Origin of the sequence: Bacillus sp. RIT 809, assembly GCF_016892495.1 — a bacterium.
Taxonomy (GTDB): domain Bacteria; phylum Bacillota; class Bacilli; order Bacillales; family Bacillaceae_G; genus Bacillus_A; species Bacillus_A cereus_U.
Map to the genome: position 1 here is coordinate 34,289 of NZ_JAFEMR010000026.1, position 19,186 is coordinate 53,474.

The window sequence follows — 19,186 nt, forward strand, 5'->3', positions numbered from 1 at the left end:
AAGGGATTGAATTGGAAAATAAGCGGGTTGTTACATGGTCCAAAGAAAAAGGAATCGCGACAATCATCATTGATAATCCTCCTGTGAATGTATTGAGCGGTGCTGTGGTTGAGCAACTGACGGTGGTGGTCGATGAAATCGAACGGGATGATGAAGTAATTGCTGTACTTCTAACTGGCGCTGGAGAAAAGGCCTTCGTTGCAGGAGGAGACATCAAGTCATTTCCGGAATGGATTGGGAAAGGGAATGAATATGCAGAGGGAAAATCATTGTGGCTTCAGAATCCATTAAATAAAATAGAAAGATTGTCGAAGCCTGTAATCGCTGCTATTAACGGATTAGCGCTTGGGGGCGGGTGTGAATTAGCCTTATCATGTGATTTACGGATTATAGAAGAACATGCCCAAATCGGACTTCCAGAGGTGAAGTTAGGATTGTTTCCAGGTGCGGGAGGCACGCAACGTTTGCCTCGATTGATAGGAACTGCAAGTGCGAAAGAAATGATGTTCACTGGTGAACCGTTCACTGCCGAGGTAGCTTGGCGAGTTGGTTTGGTGAATCATGTTGTTCCGCGTGGCGAAGCGCTGAATAAGGCGAAGGAACTAGCCGCGAAGATGGCTCAATTTTCCCTTCCTGCTTTATCTTTGATGAAGCAATCTATCAATAAGGGATTATCTTCTTCTCTTGAGGACGGGCTAAAAATAGAAGCTGAGAATTTCGGCCATGTATTTCAAACGAGTGATGTAAGAGAGGGAGTGGAGTCTTTTATAGAAAAGAGGGTACCGCTTTTTCATCATAAATAAAATAACAAAAAGTAATGCCTGCCTTTGGCAGGTGTTGCAATAATATATATAAATATAAAAGGGTGTAAAGTAAATTTAAGAGAATCTATTTTATTGAGGGGGAATGCGGTTATGGATTTATTGATTGTATTGCTATCGCTTGGCTTGCTTATATTTGTAGCTTACCGAGGATTCTCAGTCATTTTATTCGCTCCGTTATGTGCTTTGTTGGCTGTATTTTTAACGGAACCGGCGAATGTTTTACCATTCTTTTCTAATGTTTTTATGGCGAAGATGGTCGGATTCATAAAATTATATTTTCCTGTATTTTTGCTTGGAGCGATATTCGGTAAAGTGGTAGAAATCACTGGAATAGCAGAAAAAATCGCGAAAATTATCATCCATTTTATAGGCGTGAAAAGAGCTATGCTTTCCATCGTGTTAATGGGAGCGATTCTTACATACAGTGGTGTCAGTTTATTTGTCGCAGTATTTGCGATTTATCCGTTTGCGGCGCAATTATTTCGCGAGGCGGATATTCCGAAACGTCTCATTCCAGCGACAATTGCATTCAGTGCATTCACGTTTTCGATGGATTCACTTCCTGGATCACCTCAAATCCAAAATGTTATTCCAACTACGTTCTTTAAAACAGATATTTATGCAGCTCCTACATTAGGGATTATCGGAGCACTGTTTATCTTTATATGTGGCATGATGTATTTGGAAAGGTGCAGGAAGAAGGCTGCCGCTAAGGGAGAGGGGTACTTCGGAAAAAGCGGTGCCACTTCTGAACTGGCTGCCACAACTAGTGCGCAATTGGTGCAAGCGCCTATTGTTTCCAGCGAGGTTATTCCAGCTAGTTATTGGGTAGCTTTTCTTCCGCTTATACTGGTCGGAGTGATGAATAAAGTCTTTACAGAATTCATCCCAGTTTGGTATACAAAGGGATTTGATTTTGCATCTATAGGTTTGAAGGAGTACGGAGCGATTGATATGGGACAAGTCGTAGGTATTTGGTCAGTGGAAATGGCACTTCTTATCGGAATACTTGCTGCTATATTATTAAACTTCCAAGCGGTAAAAGAACAGTTTCAATCTATTACAAGCGTGGGCGTAAGTGGTTCAATCTTAGCTGCCATGAACACTGCAGCCGAGTATGGATTTGGTGCCGTTATAGCAGCTTTACCCGGATTTGTCATGATTCAAAATTCTTTGACAGGTACATTTTCAAACCCTTTAATTAGCGGAGCGGTCATGACGAATATTTTGTGCGGCCTGACGGGATCAGGTTCGGGTGGAATGAGTATTACATTAGGTTTAATGGCAGATAAATATATTGAAGCGGCAGCGAACTTTGATATTCCGTTAGATGTGCTGCATCGTGTAATTGCAATGGCAGCAGGAGGTATGGATACTTTACCTCATAACGGGGCAGTTATAACCTTACTTGCGGTTACAGGATTAACGCACCGGGAAGCTTATAAAGAGATTTTTGGTATTACGATAATTAAGACATTAGCCGTTTTCTTCGTTGTTGGAGTGTATATGATGTTTTCTATTGTATAGTAGGGAGGTTGCTTGGCTGTTATAAATAACGCAGTCATCAAGTTAAGATTATGTATAATGGTAAACAGAAACAGCCATCATTCCATGAAATGATGGCTGTTTGTATGTTTTCAATGAATTTCACAAAAAAACTTCAATTGTAGATTGGAATTGAACTATCCACTTGGTTTAGAGACGGGGTCTTCTCGGTTAAAATGATAAAGTCGGCAAATTTAATTGTTACAACAATGCTCTTCTTCTCATCCATTGCGTCACGACCCATTTTGCACCTTTGATAACAGGTGCAGCAACTACAAGCAAATCCTCACATTGGACCCCAGCTGACCAACATTCATAATAGTCGTGAAAACCATTTACAAACATGATTTGTCCGTTCTCAAATAGGATAACAAATATGGAGTTTCCTTACCTATTTTATAAAAGGTTAAAAATAAACCATAATATTATTATGTAAAAAAAATTGATGAATGTACAGCTTGTTAAATAGTTCAATATTTTTGATTTTTCTATGGCTGCATAAGTATGATGTTTGTAGGAGGGGATCATATGAGTATACACAAAAAAATCATAGCGATTTCAGGAAGTATTAAGGAAGGATCATCCAACACAAACATATTAAAAACTTTAGCAGCATTTATTCCAGAAGGTATAGATTACACTATTTATAATGGAATAGAGGAATTTCCTCATTTTAATCCGGATGTAGATCGAGTTGGAGCACCGGTTGTTGTTGAAGAATTTCGAAAGACATTAAGTGAAGCTCATGCACTTATTATTTGTACACCAGAGTACGCAAAAGGTATACCAGGAGTTTTAAAAAATGCATTAGAGTGGCTTGTTTCATCAGCGGAACTTTATAAAAAGCCAGTTGCTATTATAACAGCTTCACCGTCGATTGCTGGAGGGGATAAAGCTCATGAATCATTATTACTTACGCTAGGTATGCTAGATACAATTGTCGTTCAAAATGGTTCGCTATTAATCCCATCTGTGCGCACTAAATTTAGTGATGATGCAAAAGTTACAGATGAGGATACAAAGCAAGCTCTTATCTCTTTAGTTCAAAGTGTAGTAGATGAGATAAAGAAATAATGATTTAGTTCGTATTAAAGTGAAAATGGGACTTTTATAATAATAAAAGATAAAAGCAATGCTACTGTTAGTTCAAATGTAGCATTGCTTTTTTACATAGTTAAATATATTTACTCAATATCTCCCCAGGTAATCCATCAATCTCACAAACTTTCTCAGATGTAAAACCGATGTTTATTAATATTTTTCGAGAGGGGATATTGTTTGGATCGATAATTGCCTTTAGTACGTTTACATCTGTCTGCTTCGCTATTTCAATTAATTCTCTTGCGATACAACTACCATATCTTTTTCCCCAGTGCTCCGGCAATATCATATAACCAAGTTCAGCTTCTTTAAAATCATCCTCATTTACTGTTATATGTCCAAGTCCGATAAATTCATTTGTTGCACTGTTATAAACTTTATAAGATCCATACAGTTTATGTTTTCCATTGCGCATTAATAATTTTTTATAGTCGTTTTGTGCTTCCTCTAAAGGAATGGCGCGTTCAGTAATTTGTGCCATCACTTTTTCGTTTGATACGAGCTGAAAGTATTGATTAAAGTCTGTTGTTTCAAATTTTTTGAAATGTAGCTTATGCATATGATTCCTCCAAACTAATTTTCATTTGTTCTTCAGAAAAGAAAAAGATAAGTTAAATCGTAATTTCAATTTGATTACCTTCAGGATCACTTATTACACTTTCGTAATAACCATCTCCAGTGAAACGTGGTCCATTTAATAAAGGATAACCCTCATCTTTTAATGTTGAAGTTAATTCATTTACACGTTCTTCACTACCGACAGAGAATGCCATATGTGCATAGCCAGTTATATTAAGGTTAGGTTCGTTTTCTATACCTTTTTTACGCATAAGTTCAAGCCTTGCTCCAGATTCGAACGTAATAAAATAAGATTCAAATTGTTTTGCTTCGTTATGATATAAAGAGTTTGCTTTGCCGTTGAAATACTTCGTATAAAAAGTACGCATTAATTCTAAGTTATATACCCAAATTGCTATATGTTCGATTTTCATTCGTTTCACCGATCCTATCTTTATGTAAATTAATAAATATTTACTCTGAAATAATTAGAGAAGGTGAATGACACTAATTAGATGTTCACTGTATTAAATTTGCAACCATATTGCAAGAAATAAGAATGGGCGTTAGGAGAAATCAAATGATAATGATTTTACTAAAGGAGTTTGTTAATTTTCAGGTCACAACATGCATACAATGTCTAATTAAGTGAATTACGTACGTAACAATTGCAAATAAGGAGGGACTAATTTGTGGGGCAAATTGAACAAATGATGATTGTCGGCATTTCTATGTCTTTTATACTATCTATTATGACATTAGGGTCTTTATATTATAATCCTCGTCTTTGGCTAAATGATTATCCGAAAGATATTCAAAAAGTAGTTTTGCCAAAATCGATAAATGAAAAAAAGCAAACGTATTATTTCGGAATTATTTACAATATTATTCTCTTCGGAACGCCTTTAGTTTCTACGTATATACTACATCAACATGAAAAATTATTGTATATTGAGGCCTATTTACATACTTTTGGGATTGTAATGACTTTCAATTTAGTAGATTTATTTATAATTGATTGGCTTATATTTTGCTGGATTACTCCAAGATTTGTTGTTATTCCTAGTACAGAAGAGATGAAAGGGTATAAAGACTATATATTTCACTTAAGAGGAGCGATAGTCGGAACGCCATTTTTAGCAATAATAAGTTTATTTGTGGCAGGAATTGCGACAACTATTTAGTATAAGGTAGAGGGGGATGAAAAGTTAATACTTATACTTAAAGGAGTATAAATAATGAGCCTTTTGATTAGAAAATTAGAAATAAATGATTTAAACTATTTACCTGAAATTGATGATAGTTTTACAGTAAATGCCCGGTTAGTTCTTTCTGTTTCAAAAATAAATAACAAAATAGAATATACAGTCGAAAAAGTACCTAGCTATGAAAAAAGTTATTTAGAAGATAGGTATGATGACGATGAAGAGCTAGCGTACAATGAATATATAAATAATCCTAATCAAATAATTTACATAGCACTTTTACATAACCAAATCGTAGGAGTTATGATATTGAAAAAGAATTGGAATCGCTATGCTTATATAGAAGATATCAAGGTGGACATAGAATACCGAGCACTTGGAATTGGTAGAAGATTAATAGAGCAAGCAAAGCAGTGGGCAAAAGATGGTAATATGCCAGGCGTTATGCTTGAAACACAAAATAATAATGTGACAGCGTGTAAGTTTTATGAGAAATGTGGATTTGTAATAGGGGGATTTGATTTTCTTGTTTATAAAGGGATAAATGAGCAAAATGATGAAGTTGCGATTTATTGGTATTTAAATTTAAAATGAATATATATTATTACTTATGTAAAGATTGTTCAGTTATCAAAACTGAAATACAAGGAACATAATGAAAATAAGACTGACTCATTCTGTCAGTCTTATTTTTGATGCGTCACATCATTAACAATCGCATGAAATATATCTTTTTGCGTGAAATCATCTGTAAAAACAGTTTCTTTATCAACTGCAATTGTATCGTGCGGGTTATACCATTTACTCAATAAATCTTCTCCAAATTCAAGTCGTTTTTCTCTCGTATTATGACGTTTAATCGTTTCTTCAAGTGATAAGTCAAAATAATATGTATAAGCGTTTCCTTCAAAAAAATATATTAATTCTCTTAACATATCACCGTACCTACGACTGTTTAGTATTCCTTCTAAAATAACAAATTCGCATTTTCCTTTTCCGTACTTCGTAATCTCAAACATTAAATCATGAGATAGGTTTCCTATTGTGTCGTGAACTTTTAACATATCTCTGCGCACGACATCTTGAGAGACTAGTAATGTACCTTGGCCAAAATGTTCTTGTAGTTCTTTTGCGATAGTTGTCTTGCCGCTTGCGGAGTTTCCCCGAAGGATGATTAATGTTGATTTCAAAGTCTCATCTCCAAATTGTTTTAGTTTTTTAGGTCTTGTTACAAAAGAACTTCATTATGGGAAACATTCTTTTAGTTAGTTAAGTAATAGTTTATGATACTCAGTATAAGTTGAACAGAATAATTTCTTATTGTGGGATTATGCAAGTAAAGCTGTTTTAAAAATTTACTATCTACATATAGAAAAGTTATTATAAGAGTAACTAATAAGGAGGGGACCTATGTTATTCCAAAATGGACAATTATTAGTTAGATATGTAACAAAAGACGATGCACCTATCATTTCAAAATGGTTAACAAATCCAGAAGTTTTACAGTATTACGAAGGAAGAGATAATCCGCAATCTGTAGAAAAGGTACTCGAGCATTTTATACATCATCCAAACAGTAATGAAAAAAGATGTTTAGTAGAATTTGATGAAATGCCGATTGGTTACATACAAATGTACCCTGTTGATTCTGAATGGAAAGCGTTATATGGATATGAGGAATCACAAAATGTATGGGGAATGGACCAATTTATCGGTGAACCACTCTTTTGGGGAAAAGGAATTGGAACAAATCTCGTTCAAGCAGCCATTACATACATTATAGAGAGTTTAGGAGCGGAAGCAATCGCAATGGACCCAAGAGTAAATAATGAACGTGCGATAAAGTGTTATGAAAAATGCGGATTTAAAAAAGTGAAGATTTTAAAGGAACATGAACTGCATGAAGGGAAATTAGAAGATTGTTGGATGGTGGAATTTAAACAATTATAATAAAGTGAAACTTTAATCAACCCTAACCAATCGGGCTTTTACCAGCAGTTGATCTCCCACCTAACTTCTTTGCTTTACAGCTGAATTTTGAGGTGGGAGTCTTACTGCCCGTTAATGCGGGATAAATATGCAGGGGCTTATAAAAATAAAGGGAGCTGTGTGAAATGAAAAAGGCATTACTAGTTATTGATGTGCAAGCGGGTATGTATACAGCAGGAATCCCAGTACATAATGGGGAAAAGTTTTTAGAAACGTTGCAAGAGCTTATTGGGGGATGTCGTTCAAATGGTATTCCGGTTATTTATGTACAACATAACGGGCCAAAAGATCATCCTTTAGAAAAAGGGACAGATGGTTGGAAAGTGCATGCGGCGATTGCTCCGCAAGAGGGGGACAATATCGTTGAAAAGACGACGCCAGATTCATTCCATAAGACGAGCTTAAACGAAGTGTTACAAGAAAAAGGGATTGAGCATGTTATTATTTCAGGAATGCAAACAGAGTACTGTGTTGATACGACAACGCGCAGAGCGTTTAGTGAAGGATATAAAGTAACATTAGTGAGTGATGCGCATAGTACGTTTGATACAGATGTATTGCGTGCTGAAGATATTGTGAAGCATCATAACGCAGTGTTTGGAGCATTTGCGGATGTTATTGCGTTAAAAGATTTAAAAGTAGAAGCGTAAGTATTGAAGTGGCTGTCTCTAAATGGAGGCAGTTTTTTATTTGCGGATAGGCCGTAAAACATTGTCGATAAATCGATATTCCTTGTCGAATCGTTGATATATTCAAAAAATCATTAATATAATTTCATTCACCGTATTGATATCATAAAAAAACAAAAAGGAGCGCCACATCGTCAAAAATTCGACTGATGAGACAGCTCCTTTTTTGCACCAGTAATTATGGCTTTATTTCTTCTTATCTTTATCCAACACATTCTGTTCTTCAGCAAACTCCGTACCATATGCAAACCGGCGATTAATTCGAATGTTATCATTGTTGTGCCTTGAGTGGGAATTAGAAAAGCGATGGACGATTACTTCTGATAATGTAAAGACGATGGCAGAAAGGATACTGCCCCATGCAATTTGCATGTAGTTGTCTAATAAAATATTACCGAAAATCCAAACGCTTAAATACGTAAGTAAGAAATCCGTCATAATGGCAGCGGAATTGCCAATTCGATTTAAAATAATTTTATCAACAAACATATAAGAAACGATTGTGACGAAGAGACTAAAAGAAATGATTTGGACGAGCGTTGCTGGGAAAAATAGAGCTAGTCCGATACTAAAAGCGATGATGCATGATATAAATTTAATAAGTATTACAGTAATATCACTCAATATTTACACCTCCCATTTATACATAGTTTTACAATAAATTCAGGAGTTCATACATTGGAACGGTTTAATTTATATAAAACTTTATCACATTGAAATTTTGTCTAAATATTAAAAAAACAACTAAAAAATGTTATAGTAAAATGAGAGCGTATGATATTTTTAGGTAAGGGGGAATCCGGGATGTGGATTACTTCAGAAGTAGAAATTCCAGATGAGTTAATCGATCACCTTGAACAAGGGAAGTTAGTATTATTCGTTGGAGCAGGAGTTTCTATGAAGGGGAAATCAAACTTACCGAATTTCGATGATTTAGTTGATGAAATTTCGAAAGCTTTATATGTCGAAAGGCGTGAGATGACAGAACCCCACGATTATTATCTCGGTAAAATTGCGAAAACGAAAGATGTGCATCAAGTTGCAAGAGACCTCGTCAATATAGAAAAATCAAAACCAAATCCATTACACTACGCAATTCCAAGGTTGTTTCCGTTAGATACGGATGTTCGAATTGTAACGACAAACTTTGATCAACATTTTACGTCTGTAATTACAGAAATGAATAGAGAGCTGAATATTTATTATGCACCTGCTTTACCGACAGGGAGAGCGTTTAAAGGGTTGGCTTACATACATGGGAATATAGAACAAGAGAAAGAAGCTTTAATTTTAACGGATGGTGATTTTGGAAGGGCTTACTTAACAGAAGGATGGGCGAGACGATTTTTAGTTGATTTATTTTCAAATTACACTGTTTTATTCGTTGGGTATAGTCATAATGATCCTGTAATGAAATATTTAGCAACAGGCTTACCACCGAGTACAAGGCGTTATGCTTTCGTCGCACAAGGGGATAATACATATCATTGGGAGCATTTAGGGATAAGACCGATTGTGTATCCGAATAAAGCAAATAATCATCAGGCACTTGTGAAAGCGGTGAAGCGGTGGGCGGAATTAATGGGGGATAATTATATTACGAAAAGAATGCGTATTCGTGATATTGTAACCGTACCTCCATCAGTGGAGCAGGAGCAATTATCCTATATAAAACAGTCAATAAAAAAAATTGAAACCGTTCGGTACTTCGTTGAATTTGCTCGTGATTACGAATGGGTAGAATGGCTTGAAGCGGAAGGGAAATTACGAAATTTATTTTTGCTTACAGCAAATTATGATGAAGTAGATGAATTGCTTGCAGAATGGTTAGTGGAGCAATTTCTATTTAGTCATCAAAAAGAACTATTTCAATTGATTTTTAAAAATCACTCTAAAATATCCCCGTTATTGTGGCGAACAATTTGTACTTATTTGAACGAAACGAAGGAAACAATGGATCCTTTGTTATTTGCAAAATGGGCATTGCTTGTATTAGAAACGGCAGAAAAAGATAGTAGCTCTATTGAAATGATTTCATACTTATTGCAAAAATGTTCTTTCCCTGAGCATAAAGAAATTGGCTTGTTGTTGTTAACGTTTATTTTAGATGGAAAACTAAAATTGAAGCGTGTAAGAAGATGGGGAAATGATACGCAAGAGTCGATTGAACTCGAGGAATCGAGTCGTATACCAATGCCTATTTTTTCTCATGTGGAGCGAATTTGGAAAGAGAAAATGAGACCACATATTACTTACTACGCAAATCCAATTATGGTTACGGGGTTAGAAAAAATACAACTATTGTCATTAAGACAAAATGCACTGAAAAGAAGAGATAGAGAAATTTCAGAGCAGGAGTTACAGCAAAATGATTTTACGTTTTTAATTCAAATTGTAAAAGAGTGTCTTACATATTTATGTGAAAACAATGAGAAAAAAGCGAATTATTATATTACAGAAATGATAGAAACAGATAGTGTACTTCAAAAGCGAATTGCGATTGAAGCAATGAGTAAAAATGTATTCGTTACTGCGGATGCCAAACTGAAGTGGTTACTACATGAAGGTCTTCTGCTAGATGTCACATATAAACATGAAGTGTTTCAACTTTTAAAGAATTATTATGCAGATGCTTTAGAAGAAACAAAAGAGGAAATTATTCAAACTGTATTAGAACATCTTGCAGAAGAGAGGGCGTTTGATGCTTGTCTCGTTCTAGATACATTATTTGCATGTGATTCGAATAGTCGATGCACGATAGAAGGATATGAATTAATGAAACAGAAGCACCCTCATTTTTCTTCTGATCGATACAGTGTTCCAAAGAAAGAATATATTGAACAAAGCATAACTTGTAATGTAACAGCTGATGGATTACTACAGCTGAAAGACGATGAAATAATGAAGCAAGTTCGGCAGTTCTCTCAAGATGGTGTTTTTGAACAACGCCATTTTGTAGAGATGTTATCAAAAGCATGTAAATTAAATGTAGAGTGGAGTATTTCGTTTGCTTATCAACTAGTAGGCGTACATGAAATTAGTAATGAAGTTTGGTTTGTTTGTATTAGAGAGTGGAGAAATAATAGGAATTTAACGAGTGAGCAGATTCAAAGGATCATTCCATTATTGCAGAAGTTTGTTAGAAATACTACTTTTCATTGGTTAATTAGTAGTTTTCTATATGAAATTAGCAATCGATTAGAAGAGCTAGAAGAGAATAGTATACGGGTTATAAAACGCTTTGCTTTTTCAGTATTTCCACAAGTTATGAGAGGGGAAACGGATTTTAAAATTGGAAAACAAGAGTTTTACAATGAGTCTATACAGCATCCTGTTGGGAAGATGACCGCTGTATTACTAAAACTGTTATCATACGATCACTTATATGATCGTAATGTGTATGAATATTTATTTTTATTTGAGGAACAGGTAAGGGTTACTTCGGAAAGAACGAACTTTATGTTAGCCCGTTTAACAGCAGATATTACGTTTTTATACCATATTGAGAAGCAATGGTGCCGAAAATATGTATTACCTTACTTAGATTTAAAGAAAGAAAATGAGTTGACCAAGTATGCGTGGGCGGGATTATGTTATACGCAAATTAATGTACCTTTATTTACAGAGATGAAGAGATATATTAAATATGCGGTAGAGCATTTAGAGCTGCTACATCCGTATACGAGAGAAGCGTTTTTAAAATGGCTTAGTTTTGTATTTATTAAATGTGTGCTGTATTGGGAGCAAAAAACAGATTGGTTATATCCACTTTTAATGCAAGAAAACGAAGAGAATAAAATTAAATTTATGCAGTATGTATGCTACTACGTAAAAACGTTAAGCGGAAAAGAACAACAAAAATTTTGGACAGCGTGGCTACATGTATTTTTAAGAGAACGTCCGAAAATGGGCGTAATATCAACGAGAGAATATATGATGCTTTTACGTATTGTATTATGTATGGATGAGATTTTAGAAAAAGGGCTTTGTATGATTTCGAGTAAATTTCTAGGTGTAGAAGGGCAATGCAATCAAGAGGAAATGAAACAGTTATTTATTGAGATGCTTGAAAAGAAGGATAGCATGAAAGCGTATAAAGAACAGTATGCAAATGTGTTTTTCATTTTACTTCAAACACGTCAAGAAGCTGATTTACTTGAAAATGAAATCATACAAATAAAAGAACTATTAATCCAGTATGAAGTAGAAAAACATGTATTAAACTTAATTGAAAATGAGATGATTCGTATCGGAATTGTAATGGGGAATTTACAAGGGGAATTATAGGGCAGAAGTGGAATTTTTTTAAAAAAAATAAAAAGTTATTGACAGTGTTTTGAAAAGCGTTCTATAATACGAATCATACTTATTCAATTTCAAAAACATTTGAATAAACAAAGTGCAATGAAGAGATCACAGTAGTGGTTAGTCTTACTGTAACAGAGAGCTGGTGGTTGGTGTGAACCAGTACAGGGATAATCATGAATTACAGTCTTGGAGCATCTTTTTCGTAGTAAAGATAGTATTGTCTTTATGAAGAAAGAGCGGTCAAATGATCGTTAACAGTGAAGAGAGGTAGACGGAAAGTTAGTCTACAACTAGGGTGGTACCGCGATAAATATCGTCCCTACTGATTTATTCAGTAGGGACTTTTTGTATTTTAATGGTCCAACTTGAAAATAAAATATATATGCGTTGAAAGGAAAAGGAGTAGTTGTTGTTTCCCTGTAACAGAGAGCTGGTGGTTGGTGCGAACCAGTACAAAAACAAGAGCGAATTACAGTCCTGGAGCATCTTTTTCGTAGTAAAGATACTATTGTCTTTATGAAGGGAAAGACGGTCATATTGATCGTTAACAATGAAGAGAGGTAGACGAAAGAAGTCTACAACTAGGGTGGTACCGCGATAAATATCGTCCCTACTGATTGAATCAGTAGGGATTTTTTGTACAAAAAAAGTGATTTTTAACTAGTAGATAGTGTCTTTATGGTAATTATTAGTTTAAAATAAGAAGAGGTATCGATTCCACGAAGAAATTGTATAATTTATCAGTTCAGAAAATAGAGAATTTTACATTCTCTTACTATACTTTTAAAACATTAGAGGAGGATTTCCAAATGGCAAATCATGAATTAGATCAATTACGTAAACAGGTAGATGAAATTAACTTACAACTATTACACCTTTTAAACAAACGCGGTGAAATCGTTCAAAAAATTGGAGAGCAAAAACAAGTACAAGGTACGAAACGCTTCGATCCAGTACGTGAGCGTGAAGTGCTTGATATGCTTGCAGAGCATAACGAAGGACCATTCGAAACGTCAACGGTTCAACATATTTTCAAAACGATTTTCAAAGCAAGCTTAGAATTGCAAGAAGATGATAACCGTAAAGCATTACTAGTTTCACGTAAAAAGAAAAAAGAAAATACAATCGTTAATGTGAAAGGTGAATTGATTGGAAACGGAACACAAACGTTCATTATGGGACCTTGTGCGGTAGAAAGTTTAGAGCAAGTTCGCCAAGTAGGGCAAGCGATGAAAGATCAAGGACTTAAATTAATGCGCGGCGGTGCTTTCAAACCGAGAACATCTCCATACGATTTCCAAGGTTTAGGAGTAGAAGGTTTACAAATTTTACGCCAAGTAGCAGATGAGTTCGACTTAGCGATTATTAGTGAAATTTTAAATCCGAATGACGTAGAAATGGCGCTAGAATACGTTGATGTAATTCAAGTTGGAGCACGTAACATGCAAAACTTCGATTTACTACGAGCTGTAGGTAAAGTTAATAAGCCAGTATTACTAAAACGTGGATTAGCAGCAACAATTGATGAGTTCATTAATGCAGCGGAATACATCATTGCACAAGGTAATGACCAAATTATTCTTTGTGAGCGCGGTATTCGCACATACGAAAGAGCGACACGTAACACATTAGATATTTCAGCAGTACCGATTTTAAAGAAAGAAACACATTTACCAGTTATCGTTGACGTAACGCATTCAACTGGACGTAGAGATTTATTATTACCAACAGCGAAAGCGGCACTTGCAATTGGAGCAGATGCAGTAATGGCGGAAGTACATCCGGACCCAGCAGTTGCGTTATCAGATTCTGCGCAACAAATGGACATTCCAGAATTCCATAGATTCATGGATGAGTTAAAAGGTTTCAAAAATAAATTATCTTAATTCCATATCATATATGCGCTGAAGAGGAAAACAGTAGTGCTTATCTCACTGTTAAAGAGAGCTGATGGTCGGTGTAAATCAGTACAAAGATAAGCATGAATTACAGCCTTGGAGCATCTTTCCCGCCAACTTTTGGAGAGAAAGACGGTCAAACGATCGTTAAAGAAGAAGAGAGGTAGACGAAAGAAGTCTACAACTAGGGTGGTACCGCGATAAACATCGTCCCTACTGAGCGCTCAGTAGGGACTTTTTTGTACAAAAAAATAGTAAAGGGGCAAGAGAAATGAGATACATTACAGCTGGAGAATCACATGGGCCGCAGTTAACAGTTATTTTAGAAGGTGTACCAGCAGGTTTAACATTAACAGCGGAACATATTAATAAAGAATTATTAAGAAGACAAAAAGGGCATGGGCGCGGAAGACGCATGCAAATTGAAACAGATACAGTTGAAATTGTAAGTGGTGTACGTCACGGGATGACACTTGGCTCACCGATTACGTTAATCGTAAAAAATGATGATTTCAAACATTGGACGAAAGTAATGGGTGCAGAACCAATTTCAGAGCAAGAAAGTAAAGAAATGAAGCGTACGATTACAAAACCACGTCCAGGACATGCGGATTTAAACGGGGCCATTAAATACGGTCATCGTGATATAAGAAACGTATTAGAGCGCTCTTCTGCAAGAGAAACGACTGTTAGAGTTGCGGCTGGTGCAGTTGCGAAACAAATTTTGAAAGAACTAGGTGTGGAAATCGCAGGACATGTTCTTGAAATTGGCGGTGTAAAAGCGAAGCCTATTACTCAGTTGCCGATAGAAGAAATTCAAACGATTACTGAAAACTCACCTGTTCGATGTTTAGATAAAGAAGTAGAACAAGAGATGATGGATGCGATTGATGATGCGAAAAGTAGCGGAGATTCAATCGGTGGCATTGTTGAGGTAATTGCAGAAGGTATGCCAATTGGAGTTGGTAGCTATGTTCATTACGACCGTAAATTAGATGCAAAACTTGCCGGGGCTATTATGAGCGTGAATGCGTTTAAAGGTGCTGAAATCGGAATTGGTTTTGAAGCGGCAAGACAGCCGGGAAGTAAAGTGCACGATGAAATTATATGGGATGAAGAAAAAGGATACACGAGAAAAACAAATAATGCGGGTGGTTTAGAAGGCGGTATGACAACAGGTATGCCAATTGTAGTAAGAGGTGTAATGAAGCCAATTCCTACATTATATAAACCGTTAGCAAGCGTAGATATTGATACGAAAGAAGCGTTCCAAGCGAGTATTGAAAGATCTGATAGCTGTGCAGTACCTGCAGCCGGTGTTGTAGCTGAAGCTGTTGTGGCGTGGGAACTTGCAGATGCACTAGTCGAACAATTCGGAAAAGACCGCATGAAATTACTAAAGCAAAACATTACGCAACACAACAAATACGCAAAAGAATTTTAATGAAAAGGCGGGGTTAACATGCGAGTAAAAGATCAATTATCATCATTACAACCGTATAAACCAGGTAAATCACCAGAGCAAATGAAAGAAGTATACGGGAATCATTCATTTGTTAAGTTAGCATCAAATGAAAATCCATTTGGCTGTTCACCTCGTGTTTTAGGAGAATTACAAAAATCGTGGCAGGAACATGCATTGTATCCAGATGGCGGAGCTACAACGCTCCGTCAAACGATTGCAGAGAAATTACAAGTGCAAATGGAACAAGTGCTTTGTGGTAGTGGGCTCGATGAAGTCATTCAAATTATAAGCCGTGCAGTGCTCAGAGCAGGAGATAACATTGTTACTGCTGGTGCAACATTCCCTCAATATCGCCATCATGCGGTTATTGAAGGATGTAAAGTGAAAGAAGTTCCTTTAAATAACGGTGTATATGATCTAGACGAAGTTTCTTCAGCAGTTGATGAACATACAAAAATCGTATGGATTTGTAATCCGAACAACCCGACAGGCACATATGTGAATGAGCGAAAATTGACTCAATTTATTGAAGGTATTAGTGAAAATACGTTAATTGTCATTGATGAAGCGTACTATGAATATGTAACAGCAAAAGATTTTCCAGAGATATTACCACTTCTGGAAAAGCATAAAAACATTCTTGTACTTAGAACATTTTCTAAAGCATACGGATTAGCTTCTTTCCGCGTCGGATATGCAATTGGACAGGAAGAGTTAATTGAGAAATTAAATGTTGTCCGTTTGCCATTTAACGTATCTTCATTAGCGCAAAAAGCGGCAACGATTGCCTTTAGTGATGAAGCGTTTATTGAGGAAATAGTACGTGTTAATAAAGAGGGATTACAACAGTACGAAAGTTTTTGTACAGAAAATGAAATCCCGTTTTATCCGTCGCAAACGAACTTTATCTTCTTACCAGTAGATGATGCTGGAGAAATTTATGAATCTTGCGCGCACGCTGGTTTTATTATTCGGCCGTTTCCAAATGGCGTGCGCATTACAATTGGAACAAGGGAACAAAATGAGGGAGTGATTTCAGTGTTAAAACAACACTTTGAAAATAAAAAAAGTAAGTCTCGAGATGAGGCAAATGTGTAAAAAGGTAGTATTAATTGGAACAGGATTAATAGGAGGCTCACTTGCATTAGCGATAAAAAAAGAGCACGATGTAACGATTACCGGCTATGACATATTTAAAGAGCAAGTAGAGCGCGCAAAAGAATTACATGTAGTTGATGAAGTAGCAATAGATTTACAGCGTGCATGTGAGGAGGCACATTTAATTATTTTTGCCTCTCCAGTTGAAGAAACGAAAAAGTTATTACACAAACTTGCATCATTTCATTTACGAGAAGATGTTATTGTTACCGATGTAGGAAGTACGAAAGGGACAATTATGAATGAAGCGGAAGCTTTATTATCAAAGAAAGTTTCTTTTATCGGTGGACATCCAATGGCAGGCTCTCATAAAACTGGTGTTGAAAGTGCAAAGGCGCACCTTTTCGAAAACGCATTTTACATTTTAACGCCAATGAATCACGTGCAGGCTGATCAAGTAGATGAGCTAAAAGAATGGCTAAAAGGAACCGGATCGCATTTTCTCGTTTTAAATACAAAAGAACACGATTATGTAACTGGCATTGTTAGTCATTTTCCGCATCTTATCGCAGCAGGATTAGTAAAACAAGTTGAGAAACATGCAGGGGATAACCCGCTTATTCACCAACTAGCGGCAGGTGGATTTAAAGATATAACGCGTATCGCATCAAGTAGTCCGAAAATGTGGAGTGATATCGTAAAGCAAAATCGCGGACATTTATTGGAACTATTAGAAGAATGGATCTCAGAAATGGAAGAGTTATATAAGACGGTTTCTAAAGGAGATGCAGGTGAAATACAAAGCTATTTTGCAGATGCGAAAGAATACCGTGACTCTTTACCAGTGCGAAAGAGAGGCGCAATTCCTGCCTATCACGACTTATACGTCGATGTTTTAGATAAAGTAGGGGCATTAGCTCATATTACGAGTATTTTAGCAGAAGAAGAAATTAGCATTACAAACTTGCAAATATTAGAAGCGCGCGAAGGATTGCTTGGGGTGCTTAGAATTAGCTTCCAAAGAGAAGAAGACCGCATGCAGGCAAAGCTGGCGCTAGGAAAAGAAGAATACCAAACGTATGAAACAATTTAAAAAAGAAGGTGAGAACGTGAAGGGAACAAAAATACAACCTGTAACTAATGGATTGAATGGCACAATTACAATCCCGGGTGATAAATCAATTTCGCATCGCGCTGTCATGTTTGGCGCAATTGCAGATGGAAAAACAACAATTAAAGGATTTCTTCCTGGTGCGGATTGTTTAAGTACGATTTCTTGTTTTAAAGAAATGGGAGTAGAGATTACGCAAAATGAAGACGAAGTTACGGTAATTGGAAAAGGATTAGAAGGTTTGCAAGAACCAAAAGCTGTATTAGATGTTGGTAATTCTGGTACAACGATCCGATTAATGTCAGGAATACTTGCAAACACACCATTCTTTTCTTGTGTACAAGGCGATGAGTCTATTGCAAAAAGACCAATGAAACGTGTAACAAATCCACTAAAGCAAATGGGCGCAAATATTGATGGCCGAGAAGAAGGAACGTTTACGCCGCTTACAATACGCGGAGGAGATTTAAAAGCGATCCAATATACCTCACCTGTCGCAAGCGCGCAAGTGAAATCAGCTATTTTACTTGCAGGTCTTCGTGCTGAAGGTGTAACAACTGTTACAGAACCTCACGTTTCGCGTGATCATACAGAAAGAATGCTTGAGGCGTTTGGCGTTACAGTAACTCGCGAAGGGAAAACTGTAAAACTAGCTGGTGGACAAAATCTAAAAGGAACAGACGTTCAAGTTCCGGGTGATGTATCATCTGCGGCATTTTTCTTAGTAGCAGGTGCAATTATTCCAAATAGTAAACTATTATTACAAAATGTAGGAATGAATCCGACTCGTACAGGTATTATTGATGTTCTTGAGAAAATGGGGGCTACGTTTACTGGGGAGCCAATTAACGAAGATGCATCAGAACCTGCTGCAAATATTAAAATCGAAACATCTTCATTAAAAGGAATCGAAATTGGTGGAGATATTATCCCAAGATTAATCGATGAAATTCCAATTATCGCTTTAGCAGCAACACAAGCAGACGGAATTACAGTCATTAAAGATGCACACGAGCTAAAAGTGAAAGAAACGAATCGTATCGATACAGTCGTTGCTGAACTAACGAAACTAGGAGCTCGCATTGAAGCGACCGACGATGGAATGATTATTTACGGTAAATCGAAGCTAAAAGGAACTACAGTACATAGTCACGGTGATCACCGCATTGGAATGATGCTTGCGATTGCTGGCTGCATTGCTGAAGGAGAAACAACAATTGAAGATGCAGAAGCAGTAGGTGTATCGTATCCTACATTTTTTGAAGAGCTTCAAATATTAGCTAAATAAATTGATGAGAGGCAGATGCGTAATGTATCTGCTTTTTTATATAAGATAGGTGTCGATATTCTTTGTCGAAGCGTCGATATAATTTCATTCACTGTACTGGAATATTA

Annotated in this window: 17 protein-coding genes and 3 other annotated features; of the genes, 13 read left to right on the forward strand and 4 right to left on the reverse strand. The window is 36.3% G+C overall.

The genetic code is table 11. The features are described 5' to 3' along the window. Positions 1 to 11: 11 nt before the first annotated feature. The 3 genes from JTF23_RS22620 to JTF23_RS22630 all read left to right on the forward strand — a co-directional run bounded on the left by JTF23_RS22620 (position 12) and on the right by JTF23_RS22630 (position 3,443). Positions 12 to 803, forward strand: a complete 792-nt coding sequence (locus tag JTF23_RS22620) for an enoyl-CoA hydratase (RefSeq protein ID WP_204209799.1) — start codon at positions 12 to 14, stop codon at positions 801 to 803. Between the two features lie 111 nt (positions 804 to 914). Further along, positions 915 to 2,351, forward strand: coding sequence for a GntP family permease (locus JTF23_RS22625; RefSeq protein WP_204209800.1), 1,437 nt, complete (start codon positions 915 to 917; stop codon positions 2,349 to 2,351). Positions 2,352 to 2,897: 546 nt separating this feature from the next. Next, the gene (locus tag JTF23_RS22630) at positions 2,898 to 3,443 is read left to right on the forward strand and encodes an NADPH-dependent FMN reductase (protein WP_204209801.1); all 546 of its coding nucleotides are present in this window, start codon (positions 2,898 to 2,900) and stop codon (positions 3,441 to 3,443) included. 100 nt (positions 3,444 to 3,543) lie between these two features. Here JTF23_RS22630 and JTF23_RS22635 read toward each other — a convergent pair whose 3' ends face one another. Together JTF23_RS22635 and JTF23_RS22640 are read right to left on the reverse strand one after the other, a co-directional pair. Further along, positions 3,544 to 4,029 carry a GNAT family N-acetyltransferase gene (locus JTF23_RS22635; RefSeq protein ID WP_204209802.1) on the reverse strand — a complete coding sequence of 162 codons (486 nt, stop codon included), beginning with the start codon at positions 4,027 to 4,029 and terminating at the stop codon, positions 3,544 to 3,546. 52 nt (positions 4,030 to 4,081) lie between these two features. Continuing rightward, positions 4,082 to 4,462, reverse strand: coding sequence for a VOC family protein (locus JTF23_RS22640; RefSeq protein ID WP_204209803.1), 381 nt, complete (start codon positions 4,460 to 4,462; stop codon positions 4,082 to 4,084). Positions 4,463 to 4,720: 258 nt separating this feature from the next. On the opposite strand from JTF23_RS22640, the gene JTF23_RS22645 reads away from it, so the two are divergent. Both JTF23_RS22645 and satA read left to right on the forward strand, forming a co-directional pair. After that, entirely contained in the window at positions 4,721 to 5,212 is a 492-nt protein-coding gene (locus JTF23_RS22645) for a nitroreductase (RefSeq protein ID WP_204209804.1), read from the forward strand. Between the two features lie 54 nt (positions 5,213 to 5,266). Continuing rightward, the gene (satA, locus tag JTF23_RS22650; protein WP_204209805.1) at positions 5,267 to 5,827 is read left to right on the forward strand and encodes a GNAT family N-acetyltransferase; all 561 of its coding nucleotides are present in this window, start codon (positions 5,267 to 5,269) and stop codon (positions 5,825 to 5,827) included. A gap of 92 nt (positions 5,828 to 5,919) precedes the next feature. Here satA and JTF23_RS22655 read toward each other — a convergent pair whose 3' ends face one another. After that, a complete protein-coding gene (locus tag JTF23_RS22655) occupies positions 5,920 to 6,423 on the reverse strand; it encodes a kinase (protein WP_204209806.1) in 504 nt (167 codons plus the stop codon). 220 nt (positions 6,424 to 6,643) lie between these two features. Here JTF23_RS22655 and JTF23_RS22660 point away from each other — a divergent pair, with 220 nt between their 5' ends. Both JTF23_RS22660 and JTF23_RS22665 read left to right on the forward strand, forming a co-directional pair. Next, positions 6,644 to 7,183, forward strand: coding sequence for a GNAT family N-acetyltransferase (locus tag JTF23_RS22660; protein WP_204209807.1), 540 nt, complete (start codon positions 6,644 to 6,646; stop codon positions 7,181 to 7,183). Between the two features lie 164 nt (positions 7,184 to 7,347). Beyond that, positions 7,348 to 7,872 carry a cysteine hydrolase family protein gene (locus tag JTF23_RS22665; RefSeq protein WP_204209808.1) on the forward strand — a complete coding sequence of 175 codons (525 nt, stop codon included), beginning with the start codon at positions 7,348 to 7,350 and terminating at the stop codon, positions 7,870 to 7,872. A gap of 225 nt (positions 7,873 to 8,097) precedes the next feature. Here JTF23_RS22665 and JTF23_RS22670 read toward each other — a convergent pair whose 3' ends face one another. Continuing rightward, positions 8,098 to 8,535, reverse strand: coding sequence for a YndM family protein (locus JTF23_RS22670; protein ID WP_002110461.1), 438 nt, complete (start codon positions 8,533 to 8,535; stop codon positions 8,098 to 8,100). A 150-nt stretch (positions 8,536 to 8,685) separates the two neighbouring features. Between JTF23_RS22670 and JTF23_RS22675 the strand changes: the two genes are divergently transcribed. The 6 genes from JTF23_RS22675 (at position 8,686) to aroA (ending at position 19,079) form a co-directional block, all read left to right on the forward strand. Then, a complete protein-coding gene (locus JTF23_RS22675; protein WP_204209809.1) occupies positions 8,686 to 12,198 on the forward strand; it encodes a DUF4020 domain-containing protein in 3,513 nt (1,170 codons plus the stop codon). Between the two features lie 108 nt (positions 12,199 to 12,306). Beyond that, positions 12,307 to 12,543 (forward strand) — a binding site (T-box leader). 54 nt (positions 12,544 to 12,597) lie between these two features. Further along, positions 12,598 to 12,834: a binding site (T-box leader), on the forward strand. A gap of 194 nt (positions 12,835 to 13,028) precedes the next feature. Next, positions 13,029 to 14,105, forward strand: a complete 1,077-nt coding sequence (locus JTF23_RS22680; protein WP_002161401.1) for a bifunctional 3-deoxy-7-phosphoheptulonate synthase/chorismate mutase — start codon at positions 13,029 to 13,031, stop codon at positions 14,103 to 14,105. A gap of 9 nt (positions 14,106 to 14,114) precedes the next feature. Then, positions 14,115 to 14,335: a binding site (T-box leader), on the forward strand. A 53-nt stretch (positions 14,336 to 14,388) separates the two neighbouring features. Beyond that, positions 14,389 to 15,561, forward strand: a complete 1,173-nt coding sequence (gene aroC / locus JTF23_RS22685; RefSeq protein WP_204209810.1) for a chorismate synthase — start codon at positions 14,389 to 14,391, stop codon at positions 15,559 to 15,561. A gap of 18 nt (positions 15,562 to 15,579) precedes the next feature. After that, a complete protein-coding gene (hisC, locus tag JTF23_RS22690; RefSeq protein WP_204209811.1) occupies positions 15,580 to 16,680 on the forward strand; it encodes a histidinol-phosphate transaminase in 1,101 nt (366 codons plus the stop codon). Next, positions 16,673 to 17,773: a prephenate dehydrogenase gene (gene tyrA, locus JTF23_RS22695; protein WP_204209812.1), complete on the forward strand. Its 1,101-nt coding sequence runs from the start codon at positions 16,673 to 16,675 to the stop codon at positions 17,771 to 17,773. Before hisC ends, tyrA begins: the two co-directional genes overlap by 8 nt. 16 nt (positions 17,774 to 17,789) lie before the next feature. After that, on the forward strand, positions 17,790 to 19,079 hold the full coding sequence (gene aroA, locus JTF23_RS22700) for a 3-phosphoshikimate 1-carboxyvinyltransferase (protein ID WP_204209820.1): 1,290 nt from the start codon (positions 17,790 to 17,792) through the stop codon (positions 19,077 to 19,079). The last annotated feature ends 107 nt before the right edge of the window (positions 19,080 to 19,186 follow it).

Coding starts and splice junctions, on each gene's coding strand:
- JTF23_RS22625 (WP_204209800.1), top strand. CDS start 915: ATGGATTTATTGATTGTATTGCTATCGCTTGGCTTGCTTATATTTGTA.
- JTF23_RS22630 (WP_204209801.1), top strand. CDS start 2,898: ATGAGTATACACAAAAAAATCATAGCGATTTCAGGAAGTATTAAGGAA.
- JTF23_RS22635 (WP_204209802.1), bottom strand. CDS start 4,029: ATGCATAAGCTACATTTCAAAAAATTTGAAACAACAGACTTTAATCAA.
- JTF23_RS22640 (WP_204209803.1), bottom strand. CDS start 4,462: ATGAAAATCGAACATATAGCAATTTGGGTATATAACTTAGAATTAATG.
- satA (WP_204209805.1), top strand. CDS start 5,267: ATGAGCCTTTTGATTAGAAAATTAGAAATAAATGATTTAAACTATTTA.
- JTF23_RS22660 (WP_204209807.1), top strand. CDS start 6,644: ATGTTATTCCAAAATGGACAATTATTAGTTAGATATGTAACAAAAGAC.
- JTF23_RS22665 (WP_204209808.1), top strand. CDS start 7,348: ATGAAAAAGGCATTACTAGTTATTGATGTGCAAGCGGGTATGTATACA.
- JTF23_RS22675 (WP_204209809.1), top strand. CDS start 8,686: ATGATATTTTTAGGTAAGGGGGAATCCGGGATGTGGATTACTTCAGAA.
- JTF23_RS22680 (WP_002161401.1), top strand. CDS start 13,029: ATGGCAAATCATGAATTAGATCAATTACGTAAACAGGTAGATGAAATT.
- aroC (WP_204209810.1), top strand. CDS start 14,389: ATGAGATACATTACAGCTGGAGAATCACATGGGCCGCAGTTAACAGTT.
- hisC (WP_204209811.1), top strand. CDS start 15,580: ATGCGAGTAAAAGATCAATTATCATCATTACAACCGTATAAACCAGGT.
- tyrA (WP_204209812.1), top strand. CDS start 16,673: ATGTGTAAAAAGGTAGTATTAATTGGAACAGGATTAATAGGAGGCTCA.